Annotated in this window: 23 protein-coding genes; all 23 read right to left on the reverse strand. The window is 57.9% G+C overall.

Annotation, left to right across the window (positions count from 1 at the left end; all coding sequences use genetic code 11):
• Positions 1–125: 125 nt before the first annotated feature.
• The gene (locus ACP26L_RS23820; protein ID WP_426446978.1) at positions 126–1025 is read right to left on the reverse strand and encodes a helix-turn-helix domain-containing protein; all 900 of its coding nucleotides are present in this window, start codon (positions 1023–1025) and stop codon (positions 126–128) included.
• Between the two features lie 92 nt (positions 1026–1117).
• Positions 1118–1897, reverse strand: a complete 780-nt coding sequence (locus ACP26L_RS23825; RefSeq protein WP_426446980.1) for a DUF3388 domain-containing protein — start codon at positions 1895–1897, stop codon at positions 1118–1120.
• 93 nt (positions 1898–1990) lie between these two features.
• Positions 1991–2788, reverse strand: a complete 798-nt coding sequence (locus ACP26L_RS23830) for a hypothetical protein (RefSeq protein ID WP_426446982.1) — start codon at positions 2786–2788, stop codon at positions 1991–1993.
• Between the two features lie 203 nt (positions 2789–2991).
• A complete protein-coding gene (locus ACP26L_RS23835; protein ID WP_426446984.1) occupies positions 2992–3246 on the reverse strand; it encodes a DUF3243 domain-containing protein in 255 nt (84 codons plus the stop codon).
• Positions 3247–3323: 77 nt separating this feature from the next.
• Positions 3324–4091 carry an elongation factor P 5-aminopentanone reductase gene (gene ymfI, locus ACP26L_RS23840; protein ID WP_426446985.1) on the reverse strand — a complete coding sequence of 256 codons (768 nt, stop codon included), beginning with the start codon at positions 4089–4091 and terminating at the stop codon, positions 3324–3326.
• Positions 4075–5367 (reverse strand): EF-P 5-aminopentanol modification-associated protein YfmH, encoded by a 1293-nt coding sequence (gene yfmH, locus ACP26L_RS23845; protein ID WP_426446987.1) that lies wholly within the window; start codon positions 5365–5367, stop codon positions 4075–4077. Before yfmH ends, ymfI begins: the two co-directional genes overlap by 17 nt.
• 2 nt (positions 5368–5369) lie before the next feature.
• Positions 5370–6680 (reverse strand): EF-P 5-aminopentanol modification-associated protein YfmF, encoded by a 1311-nt coding sequence (yfmF, locus tag ACP26L_RS23850; protein ID WP_426446988.1) that lies wholly within the window; start codon positions 6678–6680, stop codon positions 5370–5372.
• Between the two features lie 86 nt (positions 6681–6766).
• Positions 6767–7585: a spore cortex-lytic enzyme gene (gene sleB, locus ACP26L_RS23855; protein ID WP_426446989.1), complete on the reverse strand. Its 819-nt coding sequence runs from the start codon at positions 7583–7585 to the stop codon at positions 6767–6769.
• Positions 7586–7710: 125 nt separating this feature from the next.
• Entirely contained in the window at positions 7711–10326 is a 2616-nt protein-coding gene (locus ACP26L_RS23860; protein WP_426446990.1) for a DNA translocase FtsK, read from the reverse strand.
• A 69-nt stretch (positions 10327–10395) separates the two neighbouring features.
• Positions 10396–10626 carry a YlzJ-like family protein gene (locus tag ACP26L_RS23865; protein WP_426446991.1) on the reverse strand — a complete coding sequence of 77 codons (231 nt, stop codon included), beginning with the start codon at positions 10624–10626 and terminating at the stop codon, positions 10396–10398.
• On the reverse strand, positions 10623–11369 hold the full coding sequence (locus ACP26L_RS23870; protein ID WP_426446992.1) for a ClpP family protease: 747 nt from the start codon (positions 11367–11369) through the stop codon (positions 10623–10625). The genes ACP26L_RS23865 and ACP26L_RS23870 overlap by 4 nt, the downstream gene beginning before the upstream one ends.
• Before the next feature lie 165 nt (positions 11370–11534).
• Positions 11535–13211 carry a ribonuclease J gene (locus ACP26L_RS23875; protein ID WP_426446994.1) on the reverse strand — a complete coding sequence of 559 codons (1677 nt, stop codon included), beginning with the start codon at positions 13209–13211 and terminating at the stop codon, positions 11535–11537.
• Positions 13212–13460: 249 nt separating this feature from the next.
• On the reverse strand, positions 13461–14327 hold the full coding sequence (gene dapA / locus ACP26L_RS23880) for a 4-hydroxy-tetrahydrodipicolinate synthase (RefSeq protein ID WP_426446996.1): 867 nt from the start codon (positions 14325–14327) through the stop codon (positions 13461–13463).
• Positions 14328–14647: 320 nt separating this feature from the next.
• Entirely contained in the window at positions 14648–15865 is a 1218-nt protein-coding gene (dapG, locus tag ACP26L_RS23885; protein WP_426446998.1) for an aspartate kinase, read from the reverse strand.
• Between the two features lie 89 nt (positions 15866–15954).
• Positions 15955–16992, reverse strand: coding sequence for an aspartate-semialdehyde dehydrogenase (locus ACP26L_RS23890; protein ID WP_426447000.1), 1038 nt, complete (start codon positions 16990–16992; stop codon positions 15955–15957).
• Between the two features lie 43 nt (positions 16993–17035).
• On the reverse strand, positions 17036–17629 hold the full coding sequence (locus ACP26L_RS23895; RefSeq protein ID WP_426447002.1) for a dipicolinate synthase subunit B: 594 nt from the start codon (positions 17627–17629) through the stop codon (positions 17036–17038).
• The gene (dpsA, locus tag ACP26L_RS23900) at positions 17626–18525 is read right to left on the reverse strand and encodes a dipicolinate synthase subunit DpsA (RefSeq protein ID WP_426447004.1); all 900 of its coding nucleotides are present in this window, start codon (positions 18523–18525) and stop codon (positions 17626–17628) included. The genes ACP26L_RS23895 and dpsA overlap by 4 nt, the downstream gene beginning before the upstream one ends.
• 346 nt (positions 18526–18871) lie before the next feature.
• Positions 18872–19327 (reverse strand): dUTP diphosphatase, encoded by a 456-nt coding sequence (gene dut, locus ACP26L_RS23905; RefSeq protein WP_426447006.1) that lies wholly within the window; start codon positions 19325–19327, stop codon positions 18872–18874.
• Entirely contained in the window at positions 19320–20570 is a 1251-nt protein-coding gene (locus ACP26L_RS23910) for a M16 family metallopeptidase (RefSeq protein WP_426447008.1), read from the reverse strand. Before ACP26L_RS23910 ends, dut begins: the two co-directional genes overlap by 8 nt.
• A 148-nt stretch (positions 20571–20718) precedes the next feature.
• Positions 20719–21765: a polysaccharide deacetylase family protein gene (locus ACP26L_RS23915; RefSeq protein ID WP_426447010.1), complete on the reverse strand. Its 1047-nt coding sequence runs from the start codon at positions 21763–21765 to the stop codon at positions 20719–20721.
• A 170-nt stretch (positions 21766–21935) separates the two neighbouring features.
• Complete coding sequence (gene pnp / locus ACP26L_RS23920) at positions 21936–24038, reverse strand: polyribonucleotide nucleotidyltransferase (RefSeq protein WP_426447012.1); 2103 nt, start codon at positions 24036–24038, stop codon at positions 21936–21938.
• 297 nt (positions 24039–24335) lie between these two features.
• Positions 24336–24605, reverse strand: a complete 270-nt coding sequence (gene rpsO, locus ACP26L_RS23925) for a 30S ribosomal protein S15 (protein ID WP_426447013.1) — start codon at positions 24603–24605, stop codon at positions 24336–24338.
• Between the two features lie 178 nt (positions 24606–24783).
• On the reverse strand, positions 24784–25746 hold the full coding sequence (locus ACP26L_RS23930; RefSeq protein WP_426447015.1) for a bifunctional riboflavin kinase/FAD synthetase: 963 nt from the start codon (positions 25744–25746) through the stop codon (positions 24784–24786).
• Positions 25747–25828: the final 82 nt, after the last annotated feature.

Raw genomic sequence — 25828 nt, forward strand, 5'->3', positions numbered from 1 at the left:
TCCTTTACCGTTCAGTTCCATTTTATTTTAACAAAAAAGACACCTTCAGCACAAAACGTCCGTGTGTCTGGGGTGTCTCGGGTGTCTTCTTGGGGGCTGGGCTTCACAACTGACATCGATGCTTGTTAGGAGGTTTTGGCGGCGAAATCAACTTGGATCTTCTTCACATTCGCCACGTCGCCGACCGGCACAGGCGTTCCGTTCACAACCAGATCGACCGCGCTCGCCTTCCCGAAGATCAGGAATGCGGAGGTCGTCAGCTCGTACGTCTTCGTTTCCCCATTCTGGTAAGTCCCCTGGTCCACGGATGTACCACGCTTGCCGCCCTGCATCTCATCCACTTCAAGCCAGCAGGCGTCGCCCTTGATCGTGATCTGGACGGTCAGCTTGTCTGCGCCCGCAACCGTGTAAAAATCAGTCCCGCGCTCGCTCTTCGTCAGCTTGACTTCCACCGCCGGAGCAGGTGTCGGCGCCGGGACAGGAGCCGGGGCGGGAACCGGAGCAGGCGTCTCTCCGGCTGCATTCTGCTGCGCCGCGCTTCCGCCGCCCGCGCCGGCCTGCGGAGTAGCAGGCGCAGGCGTCTGCGGAACCGCGTCATCGGTCAGACGTGCCGGCAGATCCTGGCTTGCCCCGCTTGTTCCGCTGTAATTTTTGCTCACGAAATAGTAGCCGAGGCCAAAGATCAAGACGACAAATGAGATCAGCATCGCGCTCGACGCCCATTTGCTGAACCGCTCGGAGTTTCGGGAGGTCCGCTTGCTTCGGATCGGTTCGATATGCTCAGGCTCGGCGGCCGGAATATCGCTTTGATACATGCTCAGCACTTCGTTCGGATCGAGTCCCACCGCTTCGGCGTAACTCTTTATAAAGGCGCGGACATAAAAATTCCCCGGCAATACTTTGTAATTGCCGTCTTCGATCGCTTCAAGATAACGTTTGCGGATTTTGGTGGTCTCCTGCAAATCTTCGAGCGATATTTTTTTGTCCAAACGGGCTTTCTTCAGAAGCTGGCCTAAATCAGACATGGGGTCACCCCTTCCCTTCATGTTGCCGGGCGGCATCAACTGCCGCCCCATCTATGTTTGATTGGCGTACGGAGCGTCGGTCCGGCTGTGGCTCAGTAGTCGTCGAAACCGCCGGTGAACGTCTCGTAAGAGATCTCTTCCTCTGGATTATTGCGCAGTTCCACAATACAGTCGAAGTGTTCGTATGTATACTGGGACTCGCGGATAAAAATATCCGGATGCTCAATCACTTTGGTCGAAGGCATAGCCATAATCTCCTGCATCAGCGAATGATGCCGCTCGTTGGAACGTAGGGTGGAGACGATGCCGTCGATAATGAACACGTTATTGGCATTCATCTCATCTTCGGACAGCTGGCTCCTTACGGTCTGGCGCAGCAGGGTCGAAGAGACGAAGGTCCACCGCTTGCCGGAGCAGACGCTGCCCGCAATGATTGACTCGGTCTTGCCCACTCGCGGCATCCCGCGCAGCCCGATCACCTGATTGCCTTCGCGCTTGAAGAGCTCTCCGAGGAAGTCGACCAGCAGCCCGAGCTCGTCGCGGGTAAACCGGAAGGTTTTGCGGTCATCGGAGTCCCGTTCGATATAACGGCCATGACGAACGGCCAGAATATCGACCAGTCTCGGCGTACGCAAAGCCGTTATAGTTATATTATCCACTTTTTTGAGCATTTTACCCATCAGCTCAATTTTTTCTTCATCTTTGGTCTGCAGCAGCATGCCGCGGGTCCGGTCTTCGACCCCGTTGATCGTCACGATATTGATATCGAGCATCCCCATTAGGGACGCAATGTCCCCGAGCAGGCCCGGACGGTTCTTATGTATCTTGTACTCCATGTACCACTGCTTGATCTCGCTGGATTCCATCGTCATTGAACTATTGCTCCGTTCTATATGTGATAAGGGTCCCGAATCACTTCTACAATATTCGATAAATTCCTCCCGGGTTAGGGCGGTATATACGGATTAATTTTTGACGATCCTGGCTTCGCTCTCGGAATAAGGCTGAATGCCCGGCGTCCAAGGCTTGCCGTCCATCGCTCCCTGAAGCAGCGTAAGGATGCCGTTCCACTGCAGCTGTACGGTCGTCCCTGCCATGTTCATCACGGGAATCTGCAGGCTGCGCATCCGCTGAACCGCGGCTTCGTCCATCGGTGCGTATACGGCGATCCATGCCGGCCCATGCCGCCGGACCTGATGCTGGAACTGGACGTACCACCCTTCCGCATCGGAGAGCGAGACATATTCCGCCTCCTCGCTGGGCGCCCACTCGCTCGGCACGGGATAGGCCGACGTCGTCACCCACTCAATCGTGCGCCGCGCATTCGTCTGCTCCTTCACCCACGGGTCCCATAGAGCGCGGAACTCCGCGTCCTGCACGAGCTTCATCTGGATATGCTCCCCGGTCAGCTGCACCGTATCGCGCGTCAGTCCGTCGTCAAGCAGCAGCCATTTGTGCTGTGTGACCTGCTGTGCCGCCTCCAGGGCGCTGCGGGCGAGATCATGGCCTGCCACCACAATATAATCGTAATTCCGCGCTCCCGTCCTGGCGATCATCTCCGGCGTCCACGCCGTCTGACTCTCGGCATTCTGCACCCACTCGTAGGACAGATACCTGGTATTCTGCCACTGGGTGAGTGCGGCCTGCAGCGCAGCTTTGTCGGGTTCGGCGAGTGTCGGACCGGTCACGATCAAGAGCGATGCCTTCTTCTCGAGCAGTGCCGGTTCAATGGCCGGAATATGTTTGCCGCAGCCGGAAGCCATGGCCAAAACCCCTAACATACTTACACCGATTACGGCTTTTTGTAACACCCGGGACCATGGTCCGGCTCCGGTTTGGTGATGCCAGATTTCCTGCTTCATTTCATTCATCCTCTATCTCAATCGGTATGCTATTGTTCAGTATACCAGAAAAAAGCAGGAAAAGCCTCCTTGATAGGAGGCTCACAAAATGGCAGCTATAATTATTAGTTGTTCGCTTTGGCCAGTTTCACCATGATGCCGGCCATGACTCTTCTTTCATTCTCGTCAGCAACGTCCCAGAGCTCTTTAAGCACACGCTCTTCCTTGTTCTCCGGGTCGACCTTGTCGGACAGGAACTCACCGATTTGGTAAGCGAGCTTCGAGATGAGCTCCTCGCTCATTCCAGCCTTCTCCGCCTGCTGTACACGCTCACCGAGAAATTCTTTCCAGCGTTCGAACACCTTCAGGACCGTAGCCATGATCGCAACTCCTCCTTGTGCATATAGGTTCATTACAAGCTTACTATTCGCAAAAGAGGCGGTGATTATGCGGTCCGTCAGGTCAGCCACCCGCCGTTCGGCGAGATGATCTGTCCGGTAATATATCCCGATTCGGGAAGCGCGAGAAAGTACACCAGGGAAGCGATCTCATCGGGCTTGCCGAAACGCCCAGCCGGGATGTCGTTCTCCATGGCGGCCTTCTCCTGCTCGTCAAAGCCCGACATCATGAGCGTGTCCACCGCTCCGGGGGCCACGGCATTGACCGTCACGCCGGAGGGTGCCAGCTCCTTGGCCAGCGCCTTGGTGAAGGCGTTGATCCCGCCCTTGGCGGTGGAGTAAGCCACTTCGCACGATGCGCCCGATATCCCCCAGATGGAGGAAACATTGATGATACGGCCGTATTTCTGCGAGATCATCCGCGGCATGAACTGCCGCGTCATGAGGAATGTACCCTTAAGGTTAATTCCCATAATCTCGTCCCACTGTTCTTCCGTCACGTCGGACAGCAGGCCGTAGTGGGAGACGCCTGCATTATTTACGAGAATATCCGGATACATGTCATGCTGCGCCAGCTTGTCCTGCATGCGCTCGATCCCGTCCTTGGAACGGAGGTCCGCCGTAACCGTCAATACCTTGGCCCCCGACTTCATGCAGCTGCGGGCCGTCTCGTTCGCGGCTTCATGCGACTGCAGGTAGTGGATGACCACATTCATTCCGACGGAAGCGAAGCGGCCGGCAATGGCCGCTCCGATCCCCCGGCTGCCTCCGGTTACGAGGACCGTCTGCTCTGTGAACGGCTTGAACCCGTTAGGCCCCTTCTCCACGGCTGGTGACGATCGAGGCGGCTAGACGGCCCCAATCGAAGTGATCGCGGAGGCTGGCATTCACTTCCTGGAGCGTGATTTCTTCATAGACCGGCAAGATGTCGAACAAATCGGAGTCCTTGAACCGGTATTTGGTGAACTCGTTGGCGATCGCCTCGGGCGAATTGAGCTGGCGCAGGAACGCACCGATCTTCTTGCGCTTACTGCGCTCGAAGTCCGCTACGGGAATTCCGGCTGCCTTGACGGCGTCAATCTCTTCCTTGATCCTTGCGATCAGACGTTCAGGGTCCTTCGTATCGCCGCCGATGACCGAGAAGCCGTACCCCTCGGCGATATTGTATTCAGAGCCGAAGTTATCGGAGATGAGCTCTTCGTCATAGAGCTTCTGATAGATCGCGGAGCTCGGGCTCAGGAGCACATCCATCACAATTTTCATTGTGAGCTCGCGCTTCAGCATCTCCCGGCCGCGGCGCGGCTGTCCCGACTCCTTGCACCCGAAGAGGCACTTCGGCAGAGAGACGGGCAGCACGGTCACTTTGCGCTCATTTTTGACCGTATCCGGCTCCTCATCGAAGAAGCGGCGGATCTCCCCTTGCGGCGCGAAGGTCTTGGCCGCCTGGTTGCTGCGGACCAGCTCCATGACTTCCCCGGGATCGACTCCTCCCACGACGAACAGCGACATATTGCTCGGGTGGTAGAACGTACGGTAGCATTCGTAGAGCATATCCTTTGTGATCTCACCGATCGACTCCACCGTTCCGGCAATATCAATATGTACCGGGTGGGTGTGGTACAGCGTTTCGATGAGTCCGAAGTAGGCTCTCCAGTCCGCATTGTCCTCGTACATCTTGATCTCCTGCCCGATGATGCCCTTCTCCTTCTCGACATTCTCGTCCGTAAAGTAAGGGTTCTGCACGAAGTTCAGCAGCGTCGTCAGGTTCTCATGGATATGCTCGGTGGCCGAGAACAGGTACGCTGTCCGGTCGAAGCTCGTAAAGGCATTCGCCGAAGCGCCCTGGGCCGCGAAGACGGAGAAGATGTCTCCTGTCGGCTCCTCGAACATCTTGTGCTCCAGAAAGTGCGCAATGCCGTCCGGCACACGGCGCTCTTCGGCCCCTTCCACCTGGAAGTGGTTGTCGATGGATCCGTACTTGGTCGTAAAGGTGGCATAGGTCTTCTGGAAGCCTTCCTTGGGCAGCACGAACACCGTCAGGCCGTTCGGAAGCTTCTCGGTATAGAGCGTTTCTTTGACATGAGCATAAGGGATCGTCTGCATGCTTATTCGCCCCCCTTGTTATCCCGCAGGAAGTAAACCGTATCGAGCTGTACCGTGCGTGCAAGCTCCTGGATCTGCGCCGGTGTGATGCCCTCCACCGCTTCAATCAAGGACGGAACCGAACGGTCCGCTCCCGAGAGCCGGTTATTGAAATCAAAGGCAATGAGCTCGAACGCCGAATCCTGCAGCTCGCGCAGGTGCCCGGTGATCATCGCTTTGGTCTGCTGCAGCTCGGTTTCGGAGATCTGGCCTTGCTCCATGGCCTGCAGCTGTTCCTTGATGATCTTGACCGCCTTCTCGTAATTGCCGATTTCGATGCCCGACTGGATCGTCAGAATGCCCTTATGACCATCGAGACGTGAAGAGGCATAGTAAGCCAGACTCTCCTTCTCCCGGACATTCGTGAACAGCTTCGAGTGCGGATAGCCGCCAAGAATACCGTTGTACATGAGAGAAGCGGGATAGGATGCATCCCCGTAGGAGGTAGGCACACGCAGGCCCATGTTGAGCTTGCCCTGGTTGACGTCAAGCCGTTCGACGACTTCCTTCACCTGCTGAACCTGGCGGTGCCCCGTCTTCATCGCATAATCTCCGGGCCGACCGCTCCCGCCACCCAGGTCTAGGCTGCGCTCCAGCAGGCCCATCACCTGATCGAGCGTCGTGCTGCCGACGACGTACACATCGATCGGGGAGGACTGCAGCCACTGGCGGTAGCGTTCCGTCAGTCCCGCAGGCTCGATGGCATCCAGCGCCTCTATGCGGCCCAGGGGATGAAGCCGGTACGGTTCCCCCTCGCACATCTCTTCAATGCACCGCTCCGCGGCGTAGCGGATCTTATCGTTCACGATTGATTCGAGCCGTTTGCGCAGAGTCGCCTTCTCGGAATCAATATACTTGGATACGAGCGTACTGCCTTCGAGTGCCGGCCGGGTCAGCGCTTCGCCCACGAACTGCAGCGCGCCTTCCAGCAGCGATTCGGTGCTCGAGACGAACGCATCCTGGATGACATCCATCCGGAACTGGACCATCTGATAATCGCCCCGCTTGTAGACGTCGAAGCCGAAGCCTGCGCCGTACAAGTCATCGAGCCGTTCCCGGAACTGCTTCGTCTCGGGATAAGAACGGCTGCCGCGCCGCAGCACGAAAGGAATGAGCGCCGTGGAGGTTACCGAATCCTCCTGCAATGGACTCCCGATATAAACGGAGACAGCGAACGTTTTGAACTGCTCGGTAGGTAACACATGGACACGCACAGGGCCGAGCGTTCCCCGTTCAAATCGGATCTGCTTCAAAGACGATACAACTCCCCTCATGAATGCTTCTCCTGCCTTCCTGTTATTATATTCCTCCATAAACAGAAGAAGCAACCGCAGTACGCCGGTTACTTCTACCCTAGTGGTTATTTGCAGAAAATATGCTTGCCAATCGTCTTCACCTGCGGCCGGGACCAAATCCACTTCGAGGTCGCCGTAGCCGGATTGAAGTAATAGATGCAGCCGCCGGTCGGATCGGAGCCGTTCAGCGCGTCCTGTACTGCCTTACGAGACTGCTCGTTCGGCGTCAGCCAGATCTGTCCGTCTGCGACGGCCGTGAAGGCGCCGGGCTGGAAGATCACGCCGGAGACGGTGTTCGGGAAGCTCGGATTTTTGACACGGTTCAGGATTACGGCCGCAACGGCAATCTGGCCGATGTAAGGCTCTCCCCGGGCTTCACCGTGCACGGCATTGGCCATGATGTCCAGGTCCTGCTTGGAGAGGCCTAGCTTGGTCGAAGGCGTCATGCCCGACGATTCGATCTTGTAGGATCCGCCTCCGCCGCTTCCGCCGGCGGCTCCTCCACTGCCTGCAGCGGCCTTGCCGCCCTTCACGACCCAAGGGGGCAGATCGGCGGCCGTGGGCTTCCAATCCTTCGTCGCCTCATAGAGCTTCAGCTTGGTCTTGGCACCGGCGACGCCGTCGACCTTCATGCCGAATTCGGACTGGAACCATTTGAGGGACTTCAGCGTATTGTAGCCGAAGTCGCCGTCCACCGTCCCTTTATAAAAACCGAGATGCTTCAGGCGGCCCTGCAGCTCGTAGACGTCCGCGGTACCGGAGGTTCCATAACGAATTTCATTGCCGCTGAAGGTCATCTCCGCACTGAATCGGTGCTTCACTTCGAATCCGGCGAACATCATGAGCACCAAACCGACGGTAATGAAAACCAGACGTTTGTTCATCCGCTTATACTCACCTTTCTCGTTCTCATAATGGCAGCCTGTCTGCTGGTTAGTATGAGAAAGAGAATCGGCTTCTATTCAAATTGGCAGGGATGCATAAGCTTCACAAACATGGGGAAAACAGGCTAGGAGCTCATCCGCATAACCTGATACTGTTCGAGCGACATGAGCACTTCCCTGGGCTTGCTGCCTTCGTACGGGCCGACGACGCCGCGCGCTTCCATCGTATCGATGAGCCGGGCTGCGCGGGTATACCCAACCCGCATCCGACGCTGCAGCAGGGACACGGAAGCCTGCTTCGCCTCAAGAATGATCTGAACCGCCTGATCATAGAGCTCGTCCTCGTACTGGTCCCCGTCGTCCTGCTTCTCTTCGACCATAGGCACCATATCCTCGACGTACTCCGCCTGACCCTGCGTGCGCACATAATTCACTACAGCCTCCACCTCCTGGTCGGAGAGGAACGCGCCCTGCACCCGCACCGGCTTGGAGGCGCCCATCGGCAGGTACAGCATATCCCCGCGGCCAAGCAGCTTCTCCGCGCCCGCGGAATCCAGAATCGTCCGGGAGTCAACCTGCGACGATACGCCGAAGGCAATCCGCGACGGGATATTGGCCTTGATGACGCCCGTGATGACGTCTACGGATGGACGCTGGGTAGCGATGATTAGGTGAATCCCCGCCGCACGGGCCATCTGGGCCAAACGGCAGATCGCATCCTCGACATCGTTTGCAGCGACCATCATGAGATCCGCAAGCTCGTCGACGATCACGACGATATAAGGCAACGGGGCACCCGTCTGCGTCTCCAGCAGCATCGTATTGTAGCCTTCGATATTCCGCGTACCGCTCTTGGAGAACAGCTCATAACGCTTCTCCATCTCGACGACGACCTTCTTCAGCGCAAGCGAAGCGCGCTTCGGATCAGTGACGACCGGCGCCAGCAGGTGCGGAATGCCGTTATAGACATTGAGCTCGACCATCTTCGGGTCGATCATCAGGAACTTGACTTCGTCAGGCTTCGCCTTGTAGAGCACACTGGTGATAATGCCGTTGATACACACCGATTTGCCCGAGCCGGTTGCGCCGGCTACGAGCATATGCGGCATCCGCGCCAGGTTGCCGACGATCGGCTGACCGGAAATATCGCGGCCGAAGGTGATCGACAGCTTGGAGGCCGCATCCTGGAAGGCGCCGCTCTCCATGACCTCGCGCATCGTGACGACCGACACCTCGGAATTCGGCACCTCGATGCCAATCGCTGATTTGCCCGGGATCGGCGCTTCCATCCGGATGTCCTTGGCCGCAAGGGCCAGAGCAATATCGTCGGTCAGCGACACGATCCGGGATACCTTCACCCCGACGTCCGGCTGGATTTCGTAGCGCGTCACCGCCGGGCCTCGAACCACTTCCAGCACCTTGGCGCGGACGCCGAAGCTCTCGAGCGTCGCCTCGAGTTTGCGGGCGACCGCCTTATAATCCAGCGATTCGCCCCCTTTGCCGGAAGCAGGCTTCGAGAGCAGATTCAGCGGAGGCAGCTCATACGGTATCTCCAGCGGCTTGTTCTTGATATCAAACTCCTCGCCAGCCCCTGCGCTATCCTCGGCTGAGGCGGCAGCCGCAGAGGCAGCCGGTGCGGAGCCGGCAGAAGCCGGACCTGCTGCCGGTGCCGGTGAGGCCGGCTGGAAGGATGTCTCCTGCTTCACCTGCTCCTGGAAATCGCGGATGACCGGAATCGCCGGATCATGGGTGCGCGTAAGCGGGGCCGGCATCTCGTCCTCGTCCGCAGGAGGCACGAATACCCCAGGGCCCACCGGCTCGGCGGAGTACACGCTGACGCCCTCTTCCTCCCCATCGTCCCATTCGGACGCCTTGCCCTTCTCTTTCTTCGGCTTCTCTTCATCCGACCGGCTGCCTTTGATCAGCTCCATGAACACCGAACGCTTGGCCGTCTTCTGCCGGACTTTGCGCTGCGGCTTCACGGTCTCTTCGTCGAGCTCGTCCGGCATCTCGTCCTCATCCTCCGGCTCGTATGCCGCAGCGGCGGCTTCCGCCGCTTTACGCTTCTTCTCCGCGGCGGCCGCCGCCTTCGCCGCCTGCTTCTGCCGCTCCTGGAGCTTGCGCTGCAGATAGCGGCCGAACAGCGTGTCCTTGAACGCCTTGCGGCCTCTTACCTTGTCCACGATGTCCGCGACGGACAGCCCCGTCACCATCATGAAGCCTGCGGCGAACAGCATGTACTGGATCAGCCGGGCGCCGAGATTGCTGAAGAGCATGAAGAGCACGGAGTACAGCGAGGCGCCGATCATGCCGCCGCCGACTTCGTCCCGGAGGATGGCCTGCCCCTGCTGTGTGGGCTTCACCCCTTCCTTCATGCTGTACCAGGTCTGCGACCAGATTTGACTACCGGTGAAATCCGCCTTCGGATACAGCTGGGCGAATACCGAAATATGGCTCATGAGCAGCAGGGACAGCACGATGAGCGCAATGCCGTACTTGCGCGGGGTCCGCCACACCGGCCATTCCCGCTTCATCATGGCATAAAGACCCGCATAGATGAAGACCAGCGGTATGAGAAAATCCCACGTTCCGATCAGAAACCGGAACAAGTATGTAAGTGATCGGGCCACGGAGCCCTCTCGCGACAGTGCGATAATGGAGAGAGTCAGAATCGCGATCCCGTACAGTTCGAACTTCACATTTGTTTTGATTCCTTTGCCCTTTTTCCTTTTCTTGGACAAGGCCGCTCACCCCCGAGGAATCATTATACCATAACCTGGGGGCAAAACGGTAAAAGGGCCGGATTTCGATTACTCGGTCGAGAGAACCGGCTGGAACTCGATCAGGCGGCCCGGCGAATATTGAGGATTGAGATAATCCTGAGGGTTTCCGCTGAGCAGACGGACGATCGTCGCCTGCTGCCCGTTGAGAGGCAGCACCTGCATCATCACGCCGTTCATGACGATCTCCACCGGCGGCTGAACCTCGCTCTCCATTCCCTCCATGACCGCTTCCATCGGAAGAATGGTATAGTGGGTCATTGCACCATCCCCCCGGTGCCGCTGCTGCGGCGCTCTTCGATCAATGCATTCAGCTTGCGGATCGCGTCACCCACCCCGCCGATCTGGTCGATGAGCCCGTATCTGACCGCGTCCGCACCGATTACGGTCGTCCCGATATCGCGGGTCAGCTCTCCGGTTTTGAACATAAGCTCCTTAAATTTGCCCTCGTCGACTCTGGAGTGACGCGTAACGAACCGGATCACCCGTTCCTGCATTTTGTCGAGGTATTCGAAGGTCTGCGGAACTCCGATCACCAGCCCGTTGAGCCGGATCGGATGAATGGTCATCGTCGCGGTCTCAGCGATGATCGAATGGTTCGCCGATACGGCGATCGGCACCCCGATGCTGTGGCCTCCTCCGAGTACCAGCGTAACGGTCGGCTTCGACAGTGTGGCGATCATCTCTGCGATAGCCAGGCCGGCCTCCACGTCGCCGCCCACCGTATTCAGAATGATGAGCACACCCTCGATCTTCGCATTCTGCTCGGCAGCGACAAGCTGCGGGATCAAATGCTCATATTTTGTCGTCTTGTTCTGCGGCGGGAGTACCATATGCCCCTCCACCTGACCGATAATGGTCATGCAGAATATATTCGACTCTCCGCTGGGCGCTACAGTCTGCCCGAGCTGCTGGATGGTCTCGACGGTCGTTCCCTTGCGTACTTCTTCACCCGGCGCGGCAGGCGGATTTTGCGGTGTCTGTTCTTGCTTGTTATTGGACAAGATGCGCACACTCCCCGGTGTTCTGATCAAATCTCCTATAGTATGGGTCTGCCGCCTGAAAATATGTAACGGGACAGCAAAAAGAGCTTTCACACGCAGCAGCTCGCAGGCGTGGAAAGCTCTCAGGATGATTGGATCAGGTGATTAAGTGACTAATGCCGACACTCATACCTCCATAATAATCGGAAGGATCATCGGTCTTCTTCTGGTTTGTTCATAAAGGAATCGTCCGAGCGCATCCTTGACATGAGTCTTCAAGGACGCCCATTCATTGACATTCTCGTTCATCAGGCGGTGCAGGGTCGACGTGACGATCCGGTTGGCTTCTTCGAGCAGCCCTTCCGACTCACGGACATACACGAAGCCGCGGGAAATGATATCCGGTCCGGACAGGATGGTACCGTCCTGCTTGCTCAGCGTAACCACCACGACGAGAATCCCGTCCTGGGACAGCAGCTTGCGGTCCCGCAGAACGATGTTCCCTACGTCGCCGACCCCGAGGCCGTCGATAAGGATGTTGCCGGCTTGGACCTTGGAGCCTTTGCGGGCTACGCCGTCCTGAATCTCCACCGTGTCGCCGTTGTCCACAATGAAGATGTCCTCGCGCGCTACGCCGACCGATTCCGCCAGCAGCCCGTGCTGGCGGAGCATCCGGTATTCCCCGTGAATCGGGATAAAATACTTCGGACGCATGATGTTCAGCATGAGCTTCAGCTCTTCCTGGGAGCCGTGGCCCGATACGTGTACGCCGGTGATCGAACCCGGCCCGTAGATGACATGGGCCCCGATCCGCATCAGCTCGTCCACGGTACGGCCTACGTACCGCTCGTTGCCTGGGATCGGCGTTGCCGCGATGATCACGGTGTCACCCGGCAGGATGTCCACCTTGCGGTGTGTGGAACGCGCCATGCGAGTAAGCGCAGACATCGGCTCTCCCTGCGAACCCGTAGAGAGAATGGCCACGCGGTCCGCGGCCAGCTTGTTCACTTCTTCCGGCTCAATAAGCATGCCTTCCGGAATATGCAGATAGCCAAGCTCGCTGGCGATCGTCACCACGTTCACCATGCTCCGGCCGATTACCGTCAGCTTCCGCTTGGTCGTTACGCATGCGTCAATCACCTGCTGGATCCGGTGAATGTTCGAGGCGAACGTAGCGATAATGACGCGCTGCTTCGCCTTGCGGAACACCTCTTCAATCTCCGCTCCGACGCTGCGCTCCGAGCCGGTATAGCCCGGGCGCTCGGCGTTCGTACTGTCGGACATCAAGGCGAGAACGCCTTTGTGTCCGATGGCCGCCATCCGGTGCAGATCTGCATACTGCTCGTTGACGGGAGTCTGGTCGAACTTGAAGTCTCCGGTGTGGACTACGTTGCCCTCCGGTGTCTCCAGACAGACCCCTACGGAATCCGGGATGCTGTGATTCGTTTTAAAGAACGTCGCCGTCATCGTTCCCAATTCCAGCTCGGAATCCGCCGTAATGACGATCCGTTTGGTCTCGCCGAGCAGGTTGGCTTCCTTCAGCTTGGTCTCAATCAGCCCCATCGTCAGCCTTGTCCCATATACCGGCACGTTCAGGTGCTTGAGTACATAGGGCAGGCCGCCGATATGGTCTTCATGGCCGTGGGTGATGATGATGCCGCGGATCTTATCCCGGTTCTCCGTCAGGTACGAGATGTCCGGAATGACGATATCGATTCCGAGCATATCCTCCTCCGGGAATTTCAGACCGCAATCGATGACGACAATATCCTGATTGTATTGAACAACGTACATATTCTTACCAATTTCGCCCACGCCGCCCAGGGCAAAGATCGATAGCTTTTCCGTATTTTTCTTAGACAATGTAGATAAACCTCCTCCAGTTAATTGACGACGATTTCATTATGAGCTGCAAACCATTAAATACCGCACCAGTCACTTGCAACCATTATACATGATAAAAAGTTCCATTTACAAGCAAAGCCTAGGGCAAGGGCTGAACCGGCCTTCAGCCCCTATTGCCTTCTAGTATCTCCCAAATGATAAGCGCTTACACCAGGAGCTTGGAAAAAACCGGTGCCGTGTGCAGGCACCGGTTCTCTTCCCCTCGTTCTATTGCTGGAACAAGGAAGCGATAAACCGTTCTTCCGCCTCATTTGCCGCCACGAGCGGCAGGCGTACGCCGCCGGCAGGCAGCCCCTTCAGCGAGAGGGCGGCCTTCACAGGAGCCGGACTCGGGAAGGTGAACAGACCGCTGAATACCGGCAGCAGCTGTCCATGCAGCTTAGCAGCCTGCTTTACATCGCCGCTCTGGTACGCCGCGATCATCTGCTTCATTTCTTTACCGACCACGTGGCTCGCCACACTGATGATGCCGTGCGCCCCGACGGACAGGGCCGGAAGCCCCGCGCTGTCGTCTCCGGTGTAGACGATGAAGCCTTCCGCCGCACCGCTGACGATCTGCGTCAGCTGGTCCGTGCCCGCACAGTCCTTGGTAGCGACGATGTTCGGGATGTGGGACAGCCGGATCGTCGTCTCGGCGCTGATGTTCACGCTGGAGCGGGAAGGAACATTGTAGAGAATGACCGGGATCGATACTGACTCGGCCACCGCTTTGAAGTGCTGGTACAGTCCCTCCTGCGAAGGACGGTTATAGTAAGGCGCTGCGAGGAGCAGGGCGTTTACGCCGAGCTTCTCCGCCGCCTGGGACAGATGGATGCTGTGCGCCGTATCGTTGCTGCCTGTGCCCGCAATGATACCGCACCGGCCCTTCGCCCGCTTGACGGCGGCTTCGAAGAGCTGAAGCTTCTCCTCCTCGGTAAGGGTGGGCGACTCTCCCGTCGTTCCCGAAATAACCAAGGAATCGCTTTCCTGCTCATCGACCAGATAGTCGAATACTGTTCCAAAACCTTCCCAATCGATCTTGAGATCGCTGTCGAAGGGAGTGATCATCGCTGTAATCAGTCTGCCGAAATCCAAGAGTACTCCTCCTATCCTGCTGTCCGAGGCTGCGAGGCAGCCTCTGCCTGTTCGCAGAGGAAACCTGCGAGTGGGTAGCTTCTTAAGTAAGAACTATCAATCCATACAACCGGTTAAGCCGTGATGCCACAACATGACCTTATTCAGGGCAGCATGACATTTTATAGAATGGTGGCCTGAAGAAGAAGGTGCGGACGCAGGCTGCAGACCTCTAACGCTTTATCTCTTTACCTGCTTGCAGTGCTTGTCAGCAGCAAATCGCCTTCACGGCAGCCGACCGGTCCGGAAAGCCTCCCGCTCCCCGGACTCCAGCCGCTTTACTACCTGTGAAGCTCGAACTGCTTATGCAGCGCCCGCACCGCCTTGGCCATATCATGTTCTTCGACCAGCACCCAGATTGTCGTGTTCGAATCCGCCGACTGCAGGATGCTGATATCTTCTTTCGTCAGCGCTTCAACGATGTGCGCCATGATCCCCGGAACGCCGTTCATGCCCCCGCCGATGACGGAAACCTTCGCGCAGTTCGGCGTAATGTGAGGCGTCAGCCCCAGCTCCTCGAGCTTCTTCGCCGCTCTCGGCGCCTCGTGGTCAAAGACCGTATAGACGACACCGGAGGGGTTTACGTTGATAAAGTCAACGGAAATCCGCTCCTGCGCCATCGCCTTGAAGACGCTGAGCTGCAGATCGAAGCTGCCCTCCTGGGGGGTTACGCGAATCTGAGAGACGCCCGCCACATGAGCGATCCCGGTGACGAAGCGGTCCTGCACCGCTCCCGGCCCGGACTTCAGGACGGAAGGATGCGTCACCAGCGTTCCCGGATCCTTGGAGAACGTCGAGCGGACCCGCACCGGGATACCGGCATGCATCGCCACCTCTACCGCGCGGGGATGAATCACCTTCGCGCCGAGGTGGGCCATGTTGCAGATCTCGACATACGAAACGATCGGCAGCGGCTTGGCATCCGCGACGATGCGCGGGTCGGCCGTAAGAATGCCGCTGACATCCGTGAAGATATCCACCATCTCCGCATGCAGTGCAGCGCCCAGCGCCGTAGCCGATGTGTCGCTGCCTCCTCTGCCGAGCGTGGTGAAGTCCCCTTCCTCCGTCTGCCCCTGGAATCCCGCTACGATAACGACTTTGCCCTGCTCGAGCCCTTCGAGAATGCGAACAGGCTCGATCGACAGGATCTGCGCGTTTCCGAAGTCGGCATTCGTGCGAATCCCCGCCTGTGCTCCCGTAAGAACAGTAGCGGGGAGACCATGCGCATTGAGCAGGCTGCAGAGCGTCGCCGCCGAGATCAGCTCGCCGCACACGAGCAGCATGTCTCGCTCCCGCGGAGAAAGCGCATTCCCGTTGGATGCGGCCCAGCCTAGCAGCGTATCGGTCGCATAGGGCTCCCCTTTGCGTCCCATCGCCGAAACGACGACAACTGGTTTGTAGCCCTGGTTCAATGCATCTTCGATGTGTTCGATAACATGTGCTCTGGCCTCGGCGGTGGATAAGGACGTGCCTCCAAACTTCTGCACCAAGATCTTCATGAAGATCCCTCTCCTCTTCTCCACCTGTCTTGAAAAAAGCAAAAGCCTGGCTTTCTGCGCGGTACAGAAAGCCGGCTGCCAAACGGTTGCTACTGCTGGACGGCGATGTACTCGGCAATCTGCACGGCGTTCCAAGCGGCGCCTTTCAGCAGATTATCCGAGACGATCCACAGGTTCAGCGCACGAGGATTGCTCAGATCCCGGCGGATGCGGCCTACGAACGTTTCGTTCCTGCCGGCCGCATCCGTTGCGAGCGGATACAGCTGCTCCGCCGGATTGTCCTGCAGCACGATGCCTGGAGCGTCCGCGAGCAGGCGCCTCGCTTCCTCCACATCGAAATCTTCCTTAAGCTCGACGTAGACGGATTCGGAGTGGCCGTAGACTACGGGAATACGTACGCAGGTAGCGGTCACTTCCAGGGATTCGTCGCCCATGATTTTCTTGGTTTCATTGATCATCTTCATTTCTTCGTAAGTAAACCCGTTCTCCACGAACTTGTCGATCTGCGGAATCGCATTGAAGGCGATTTGGTGTTTTCTCTGCAGGGAGCCTACAGGCAGAATCTGCGGCTCCGGCCGCCTGCCCTCAAGCACCTCGCGGGACTGCCGTAGCATCTCCTCAATCGCGCTTGCTCCCGCACCCGATACCGCCTGGTACGTGGAGACGATGATGCGCGAGATCCCATAGCGGTCATAGAGCGGCTTTAGTGTCTGCACCATCTGGATCGTGGAGCAGTTCGGATTGGCAATGATGCCCCTGTGGTCGCTGATCCGGTCGATATTGACTTCCGGTACGACAAGCGGGGTATCCGGATCCATACGGAAGGCGCTCGTATTGTCGATGCATACCGTGCCGTGCTTGATCGCTTCCGGCACCAGTGTGCGGCTGACGTCGCCGCCGGCGCTGAAGAGAGCGATATCGATCCCCTCGAAGCTCTCCGGCACCGCTTCCTCGATCGTAATCTCACGGCCCTTGAACTCGACCTTCTTGCCCGCGGAACGCGCGGAAGACAGCAGCTTCAATTCGTTCAGGGGGAAATCCCGCTCGGAGAGCAAACGGATAATCTGCTCGCCGACCGCACCTGTTGCGCCCACTACTGCGACATTAAACAACTTCTGTTCCGACATCTGTACGTCTCTCCCTATCGTGATGAAAGAATCCAGTGCAAGATCAATAGTTAAACCGTTCGATGATCATCGGCTGCAGCTGCTTGCCCGAAAGGGCGGCTTCACACGTTTCCATAATGAGGTCCATGCGGGCCACGAGCGAGTTCGGTTTGGCCGTAGGTGCATCCTGGCCGAATGGTACGAAATAGATGTTCTTGGTGATGAGCAGCTTGCCTACGTTCATTGCGTTCAGCCCTAATCCGTCGTTCGTAGAAATCGCCAGCACGAGAGGACGCCCGTTGCGCATCTGCGCTTTGGCTGCCATCAGCACCGGGCTTTCGGTCATGGCATTGGCCAGCTTGCTTGTCGTGTTCCCCGTGCAAGGGGCGATGACCATGACATCGAGCAGTTTCGAAGGTCCGAGCGGTTCTGCTTCAACAATTGAAGAAATAATATCATTTCCTGTGATGTCTTTCAACTGTTTTAGCCAATTTTCCGACGTGCCGAATCGGGTATCGGTCGTCAGAATCGTATTGGTTACAATCGGAATCACCTTCGCTCCGGCATCGATAAACCGCTGGATTTGCGGCATCACCTCTTCGAATGTGCAGTGGGAACCCGTGAGCGCAAAGCCCACCGTAATCTCTTTCCAATTCATACCTCATTCCTCCTCGCTCTTGCCTCTTCCATGATGATGCGGGTAATCGTATCGGCAATGATCCTGCCCGCCGTCTTGGGTGCCACAATGCCCGGAAGTCCCGGAGCGAGCATCGCCTTCACCCCGCGCTTTTCCGCGAAGCGGAAATCCGTCCCTCCCGGCCTAGAAGCCAGATCGATAATCAGCGCCCGGTGCGGCATCTGTGCGATCACCTGAGCGGTGATAATCGGAGCGGGGATCGTATTAAACACATAATCCACTTGGGACGCCTGCGATTTCAGCTCTTCCGTACGGAACGGATTCATCCCCATCTCATACGCTCTTGCAAAATATTCCGGTTTGTTCACGCCCACCTTCACGTTCGCCCCCATCCCCTGAAGCGTTCGGGCCAGCGTAATGCCGGTGCGGCCGAACCCAAGCACCAAGGCCGTGGAACCGTGAATCGTAATGTCGGTATTCTGGATCGCCATCATGATGGCCCCTTCGGCCGTCGGGATGGAATTGTAGATCGCCACGTCGTCCCGGTCGAACAATTCGACGATACCGATCCCGCTCTCCGCACAGAGCTCTCGTAAGTAAGGTTTAGCCATGCCTGTGAAGACCTTGGCATGCTTCGGCAGCGCCGCAATATGTTCCCGAGTCAATCGAAGTTCCGCGGATGAGAAAAGCGAGTCGATTCTTCCGCTGTCATCGGTTCCGACGGCAGGCAGGATCACCGCATCCATGCCCTCCAGCGCCTCCGGGGTGAACTCGGCCTTGGTAATGCCGCTAAAGGCGTTCTGCAGGTTGTCGAAGCCGATCAACAGAACCGTGGCATCCAGCTCGGAGCACTTGCTGATCACCTCGAGCTGCCGGGCATCTCCGCCGATCAGTGCCACTTGAATTCCGGTCAGCATCCATCCTCACCTCTTTCTTCTAATAAAATGACGACCGCATCCCGCGCTCCGGCCCATGCCAAGGCAGTGCCCCCCTACTAGCCGCGGAAGCACCGCCCTGCCGTATGAAGCTCCCGGATCTTACAGGATGGGCGGCACGATAGCACGGAAACCTCTCGGCCGCTTTCGATAAATCATCTTATGCCGGTGCCCACCGATGGGTTCCAATCCCGGCGACGGCCGGCAAGAAGTCCGGACAGACGGCCGCTCTTTCATGGAACACAAAAAAGCGCCCTCCGGGCAGCGGCAGAGCCGCAGTCCGAAAGACGCTGGGTTCCTTATATTTGTTTCCTTCGTGCACCGACGCTTACCTGGTGCCCGTATGCCCGAAGCCGCCGGCTCCGCGAACCGTCGCCCCCAGCTCCTCCACTTCCGTCAGGTTGACCTGAGGAACAAGCTGGAACACCATCTGCGCGATGCGCTCCCCCCGCTCGATGACGAATGGTTCCTGCCCGTGATTGATGAGCAGCACCTTGACTTCGCCGCGGTAATCGGCATCGATCGTCCCAGGCGAGTTCAGCGCCGTAATGCCGTGCTTGAACGCAAGACCGCTGCGGGGGCGGATCTGCGCTTCGAGCTCCGCCGGCATCGCCAGGGCGAACCCGGCCGACACGAGCGCCCGCTCACCGGGAGCAAGTGTCATCGGCTCTTCGATGGCCGCATGCAGATCGAAGCCGCTCGCCAGCTCCGACATCTTCTGCGGCAGCGGCAGTCCGTCGCTGCCAGGCAGGCGCTTGATCTCTACTACAAAGGGGTTAGACAAGAATATCCCTCCTGAAGCCCTGGATCGCGGCATCGTTCTGCCCCACCATCGCTACAGCGAAGGGATTCGACAGCATGCTGCCGATCAGGCTGCTGATGTGCTCCATCTCCACCGCTTCCACACGCTCGATCATCTCATCCAAGCTGTAGTGGCGGCCGAGCATCAGCTCGTTCTTCCCAAGACGGTTCATGCGGGCAGAAGTGCTCTCGAGGCTGAGGATCAGGCTGCCTTTCATCTGCTCCTTGCCCTTGCGCAGCTCAGCCTCCGACAGCCCTTTCTCCTTGAGCTCGGACATCATCTCGAGGGTCACCTTCAGCACTTCATCCGTCTGCTTCGGCGCCGTTCCCGTATAGATCGTGAACAGACCGCCGTCCTGGTAGGACGTATGGTACGAGTAGACGGAGTATGCCAACCCCCGCTTCTCCCGGATTTCCTGGAAGAGGCGGGAGCTCATGCCGCCGCCGATCGCATTGTTGAGCAGCACCATCGCATAGAGGCGCTCATCCTTAGCGGACAGGCCCGGAAGCGACAGACAGATATGGTTCTGCTCGGTCTTTTTCTTATGATACTGGAGGTTGCTGTGGAACGAGAGCGGCGTCTCTTCCGCCGGTGTTCCATGAGCGGCAAACGCTCCGAAGTGCTTCTCCATCAAGGCGATGACATCGTCGTTCACATTGCCTGCGATGCTGATGACCGTATTGCCGACCGTATAATGGGAATTCATGTACTCCCGAAGCGTTCCGGAATCCATGGCCGCAAGGTTCTCCTGCGTCCCGATGATCGTATACCCGAGCGAGTGGTCCTCGAACGCCGCTTTGGCAATGAGATCATGCACCATATCGTCCGGCGTATCCTCATACATGGAGATTTCCTCATAGATGACATTCTTCTCCTTGGCCAGCTCCACCGGATCGAGCACCGAATGGAAGAACATATCGGCCAGCACATCCACGGCCAGCGGCAGGTGCTCGTCAAGCACCTTACAGTAGTAGCAGGTATATTCCTTGGAGGTAAATGCGTTAACGTTACCTCCGATGCCGTCGAAAATCTCGGCGATATCTTTGGCGCTGTATCTATCCGTGCCCTTGAAGAGCATATGTTCGATGAAATGCGAGATCCCGTTCTGGCTTTGGCTCTCGTGGCGCGATCCGGTTTTGACCCAGATGCCGAATGCGGCGGAACGGGTGGTGGGAATCTTCTCCACAACGACCCGAAGCCCGTTAGTCAATGTATATTTGTCCAAGCAGGAAGCCTCCTCAGCTAGCTATGTAGTATAAGACCATGGGCCCGGCGGGCGGACCCGGATTCTCCCGCGCGAACAGCAGGGCGACCGGAAGAGGAGCCTTTTCCACTTTCCGGTACGGCAGGAAACCCTTCATTAGATATTATCACTATTGCCCGGTGGACTCAACTTCGTGCAGCCGTTCCGGCGAAATGACTTCAGAAACCGTGCCGAGCGCCAGCCCCTTGGAGCGAATCGCCTGAATCATTCCCTTCAGCGCAGCTCTGCTGGAGGAGGTGGGATGCATGAGAATCAGCGTTCCCGGGGTTACCTTGGTCTGCACTTTATGGACGATGGAGGAAGGCTCCGGCTTCTTCCAGTCGACCGTATCGAGCGTCCACAGGATCGTTCGCAGCTTGAGCTCATGCGCGACCTGCACGGTAGTCTGGTTGTAATCTCCTGACGGCGGGGCGAACAGCTTGTTCTTCACCCCAACCTCGCCGGTCAGCAGGGCCTCCGTCTTCGAAATTTCATTCAGATTGCTCATGCGGTCCAGCTTGCTCATGTTCTTATGGGAGTAAGCGTGATTGCCCGCTTCGTGCCCTTCGGAGAGAATCCGCCGGGCGGTCTCGGCATTCTTCTTCAGCCACATCCCGTCAAAAAAGAACGTCGCATGGACCCCCTCCTGGCGCAGCGTTGCCAGCATGGGCTCCAAAAACTCGTCCCCCCAGGCGACGTTAATCATCAGGGCGACCATCTTCTTCTTCGGATTGCCCATGTAGACCGGCTGGGGGCCGAGCTGATCAAGCCCGATCGCCGGCGGAATCTCCTTATAGACCAGCTTCAGCGGTTCCCGGTAGCCCTGCTGCTTCATAAGCTCCAGCGTCGCCTCCACGTCCACCTCCAGCCCATTGTAGCCCGGCACCGCCTTCCATACCGGGTCGATCCGGGCATTGACGGGGGCTTCCCGGCGCTTCTCCGCCTCCGCCTGGATCCGCTGAAGCATCTCGCTGCGCCCCTCCTCCTGCTCATCTCCAGTTACCAACCGGACGGCGGCTTCCACCGCTTCCATCGCAGGCACCCTGCCTGCCGCGGGAGCAGCCGCTGCCTGCTCGCGGGCCCGGGCGGCAAATTCGTTCACCGCCTCGGAGTTCTCAATCCCCACGAACAGCAGGCCCAAACAAACCGCTGCTGTTGCTATAGGATAGCGTTTCATGATCATTCTCCTGTCGCATCACCGTTTGTCCCATACTTATGCGGCGGCGGACAGGTTTAGACCCGGCTTCTCCCCGGTTCCCCCGGCTGGTGCACAAAGCAAAAAAGAGACAGACTGCTCTGACTCTTTCTTCGTGTGCCTGCCGGAAGGCAGGCGGCTATGCGATTGTCTTAGGCTTGGGCCGGCGCTTCAGCGGTCAGCACGGCTTTGCGGGACAGGTTGACGCGGCCTTGGCCGTCAATCTCGGTCACTTTCACCGTAATCTGGTCGCCGATCTTCACGGCGTCTTCCACTTTGGCTACCCGTTCGGTAGACAGCTGCGAGATATGAACGAGACCGTCCTTACCCGGCAGGATTTCAACGAAGGCGCCGAACTTCTCGATCCGCTTGACGGTGCCGAGGTAGATCTCGCCGACGATGACTTCGCGTACGATTCCTTCGATAATCTGGCGTGCCTTCTCGTTCATCTCCTGATTCGAGGAAGCGATGAAGACGCGGCCGTCCTGTTCGATGTCGATCTTTACGCCGGTTTCTTCGATGATCTTGTTGATGATTTTGCCGCCCGCTCCGATGACATCGCGGATCTTATCCGGATTGATCTGCATCGTGAGGATCTTCGGCGCGTATTTCGACAGCGAAGACTTCGGCTCCGTAATGCGCTCCAGCATTTTGTTCAGGATGTGCATCCGGCCTACTTTGGCCTGCTCGAGCGACTGGGTCAGGATGCTGCGGTCGATCCCGTCGATCTTGATGTCCATCTGCAGCGCCGTCACGCCCTTCGCGGTACCGGCCACTTTGAAGTCCATGTCGCCAAGGTGATCTTCCATCCCCTGAATATCGGAGAGAATCGAGAAGTGCTCCCCGTCCTTGATCAGACCCATCGCCACACCGGCTACCGGCGCTTTGATCGGCACCCCGGCATCCATCAGCGCCAGCGTGCTCGCGCAGATGCTCGCCTGGGAGGTGGAGCCGTTGGATTCCAGCACCTCGGATACGAGACGGATCGTGTACGGGAAGTCGGTTTCGTTCGGAATGATCGGCTCGAGCGCACGCTCACCGAGTGCACCGTGTCCGATCTCGCGGCGGCCCGGAGGACGAAGCGGTCTGGCTTCCCCTACGGAGAACGGAGGGAAGTTATAGTGGTGCATGAAACGCTTCGATTCTTCGAGATCGATCCCGTCGAGAATCTGAACATCGCCGAGGGCACCGAGGGTGCAGATGCTGAGCGCCTGTGTTTGTCCGCGTGTGAAGAGGCCGGAGCCGTGCGTGCGCGGCAGCAGGGAGATATCGCATTCGATCGGACGAATCTCATCGAGGCCACGGCCGTCGGGACGTACCTTGTCATGCGTAATGAGGCGTCTGACTTCTTCCTTGACGATATCGTACAGGGTTTCCTTGACGTCGGCCATCTTCTCCGGCGTTTCGGCGTACACGAGGGCAAAATGCTCCTTCGCTTCGGCATTCACCGCATCGATCGCTTCCTGGCGGGCATGCTTTTCCTGCACCTTGATCGCTTCGATCAGACGGGCCTGGGCGAATTCACGCACCGCCGCGCTGACTTCCGCGTCCACCGCGTGCAGCTTCACTTCCATCTTCGGCTTGCCGGCTTCGGCAACGAGCTGCTCCTGCACCGCGACGATCTTACGGATCTCGTCGTGGCCGAACATGATCGCTTCGAGCATCACTTCCTCCGGCACTTCGTCCGCTCCCGCTTCCACCATCATAATGGCGTCTTTGGTACCCGCTACCACGAGGTGAATATCGCTCTTCTCCGCCTGCTCCAGCGTCGGATTGATCACGAATTGGCCATCCACGCGGCCGACGATCACACCACCCACAGGGCCGTTAAACGGCACGTCGGAGATGCTCAGCGCCGCGGAGGTTCCGATCATGGCTGCAATCTCGGGAGAGCAGTCCTGGTCTACGCTCATCACGATATTGGCGATCTGTACGTCGTTGCGGAACCCTTCCGGGAACAGCGGACGGATCGGACGGTCCGTCAGACGGCTCGCCAGGATCGCTTTCTCGCTCGGACGGCCCTCACGCTTGATGAAGCCTCCGGGAATTTTACCGACAGAGTATAAACGCTCCTCATAGTTGACCGTGAGGGGGAAGAAATCAAGATCTTTCGGCTCGGACGATGCCGTAACCGTACATAAAATGACCGTATCGCCGTATTTTGCCACGACGGCTGCGTTGGCCTGCTTGGCCAGACGCCCGGTTTCGAGGATCAGCGTACGTCCGCCAAGATCCATCTGTACCTGCTTCTGCATAAACAACCTCCTCATTGATTGGCGTGCCGCCACGCAAAAACGACAGCACGGAACCCGGAGCCCGGGTTCTTCCTTATGTACCATTCTTCATCCTGGCTAGTATTTCCTTCTTTTGCGTAAAACATTATTCGGGGTGCCGGAACGCCGCTCATTCCCTGTAGGAAGCGCTGTGCTGCGCACTCCCCCCCATAACAGTCATGCCCAGAGCTCGAAAAAAAGCAACCCCGTCTCCCCTGCCCCTCACCGGAAGTCCGGTGATAGCAGAGGACGAACGTGGTTGCTTTGTGATTGTGCCGATTAGCGACGCAGACCGAGCTTCTCGATCAGGGAGCTGTAACGCTGAACATCCTTGTTCTTCAGGTACGTCAGAAGTTTACGGCGTTGTCCGACCATCTTGAGGAGACCGCGACGGGAGTGGTGGTCCTTCTTGTGCGTCTTCAAATGGCTGGTCAGGTTCACGATGTTTTCCGTGAGGATTGCGATCTGAACTTCAGGAGATCCCGTATCGCTCTCGTGCGTCTTATGAGTAGCAATCAGTTCCTGTTTGCGTTCTTGTGTAAGTGCCATTGGTAATTCACCTCCATTGTTCTAGTCATTGCCTCTAGCCCAGAGACCGTCGGAGAATCGAGTCTCCATGCCATGGTTACTTTATACTTGTCTGTATCCCGCTAGCATCCGGTTTCGCCTGCAGCGAAAACAGCAACGTTAACCAGTATAGCATCAAGAAGAAAAAAAGTAAAATAGATTAAAGCATTTCTGCGGAATTTTCTTCCGTAAGTAAATTCCGGGCTTCCCGGGCATCCCGCTGGATCTGTTCGATCAGTTCCGAGACCGCTTCGAACTTGCGCTCCGCCCGGATGTATTCGATGAATTCCACTTTGACCTCTTCACCGTACACCGAATCGTCAAAATCAAACAAGTGCGCCTCCAGCACGGGCTCCTGCAGATCGGAGCCGAAGGTCGGCTTCACTCCCAGGTTCATAACCCCGGGTCTCTTGCTCCCGCGTACTTCCACCTGTACGGCATACACGCCGTTCACCGGCACTACATACGGCTCCCGTACTTCCACGTTGGCGGTAGGAAAGCCTATGGAATGCCCCCTGCCGTCGCCGTGCACCACCGTGCCCGTCACTTGATAAGGGCGGCCGAGCAGATGTGCCGCCTGACGCACCCGTCCGGTGAGCAGCGCCTCACGCACCAGCGTAGAGCTGACCTTCTGCCCGTCCATATGAAACGGTCTGACCACTTCGACCGCAAACCGCCCGGCGGCCAGCTCGCACAGCGTATCCGGCGTTCCGGCACCTCGGTGGCCGAACGTAAAATCGAATCCGACAAAGACGGTGTCCACCCCAAGCGGGATCAGCATCTCTTCGACAAACTGCTCCGGCGTCACGCACATGAACGATTTGCTGAAATCGACTAGGCAGTGGGTGTCCACGCCCAGTTCACGAAGACGCTCCTCCTTCGCGGGAAGCGGCGTGAGCAAGCGCGTATACTTGTCCATGCCAAGCACTTGTCTGGGGTGCGGATGGAAGGTCATGATCGCGGCCGGCAGTCCGAGCTGCCTGCTCCGCTCCACGGCCCGGCCGATCACTTCCTGGTGGCCCAGATGGACGCCGTCAAAGTCCCCGATGGCCAGAACCCCGCAGGGCAGACGCTCGCCGCCGGGGGACGGCAGCGGGAATGTGAGCTGTAACGTTCTCATCATCGCTTCGTTCACCTACTTCAGACCTTGGCGGCTGCCGCCGCAGGTCCGGGATAAACAACGGGCCGATCCCCTGCATGCAGGG

This window comes from Paenibacillus sp. S-38 (genome assembly GCF_049942825.1).
Taxonomy (GTDB): Bacteria; Bacillota; Bacilli; order Paenibacillales; family NBRC-103111; genus Paenibacillus_G.

Bases quoted from the DNA above. Each gene is read 5' to 3' on its own strand.
- rpsO (WP_426447013.1), bottom strand. From the start codon at position 24,605: ATGGCACTTACACAAGAACGCAAACAGGAACTGATTGCTACTCATAAG.
- pnp (WP_426447012.1), bottom strand. From the start codon at position 24,038: ATGCAGAAGCAGGTACAGATGGATCTTGGCGGACGTACGCTGATCCTC.
- ACP26L_RS23825 (WP_426446980.1), bottom strand. From the start codon at position 1,897: ATGACGATGGAATCCAGCGAGATCAAGCAGTGGTACATGGAGTACAAG.
- ACP26L_RS23930 (WP_426447015.1), bottom strand. From the start codon at position 25,746: ATGATGAGAACGTTACAGCTCACATTCCCGCTGCCGTCCCCCGGCGGC.
- ACP26L_RS23835 (WP_426446984.1), bottom strand. From the start codon at position 3,246: ATGGCTACGGTCCTGAAGGTGTTCGAACGCTGGAAAGAATTTCTCGGT.
- ACP26L_RS23820 (WP_426446978.1), bottom strand. From the start codon at position 1,025: ATGTCTGATTTAGGCCAGCTTCTGAAGAAAGCCCGTTTGGACAAAAAA.
- yfmF (WP_426446988.1), bottom strand. From the start codon at position 6,680: ATGAGGGGAGTTGTATCGTCTTTGAAGCAGATCCGATTTGAACGGGGA.
- ACP26L_RS23895 (WP_426447002.1), bottom strand. From the start codon at position 17,629: ATGAATTGGAAAGAGATTACGGTGGGCTTTGCGCTCACGGGTTCCCAC.
- ACP26L_RS23865 (WP_426446991.1), bottom strand. From the start codon at position 10,626: ATGACCCACTATACCATTCTTCCGATGGAAGCGGTCATGGAGGGAATG.
- dapG (WP_426446998.1), bottom strand. From the start codon at position 15,865: ATGAAGATCTTGGTGCAGAAGTTTGGAGGCACGTCCTTATCCACCGCC.
- ACP26L_RS23890 (WP_426447000.1), bottom strand. From the start codon at position 16,992: ATGTCGGAACAGAAGTTGTTTAATGTCGCAGTAGTGGGCGCAACAGGT.
- yfmH (WP_426446987.1), bottom strand. From the start codon at position 5,367: ATGCAGACGATCCCTTATGCTCATGTCAAAGAAACGCTCTATACCGAG.
- ACP26L_RS23830 (WP_426446982.1), bottom strand. From the start codon at position 2,788: ATGGCTTCCGGCTGCGGCAAACATATTCCGGCCATTGAACCGGCACTG.
- sleB (WP_426446989.1), bottom strand. From the start codon at position 7,585: ATGAACAAACGTCTGGTTTTCATTACCGTCGGTTTGGTGCTCATGATG.
- ACP26L_RS23915 (WP_426447010.1), bottom strand. From the start codon at position 21,765: ATGAAACGCTATCCTATAGCAACAGCAGCGGTTTGTTTGGGCCTGCTG.
- dpsA (WP_426447004.1), bottom strand. From the start codon at position 18,525: ATGCTGACCGGAATTCAAGTGGCACTGATCGGCGGAGATGCCCGGCAG.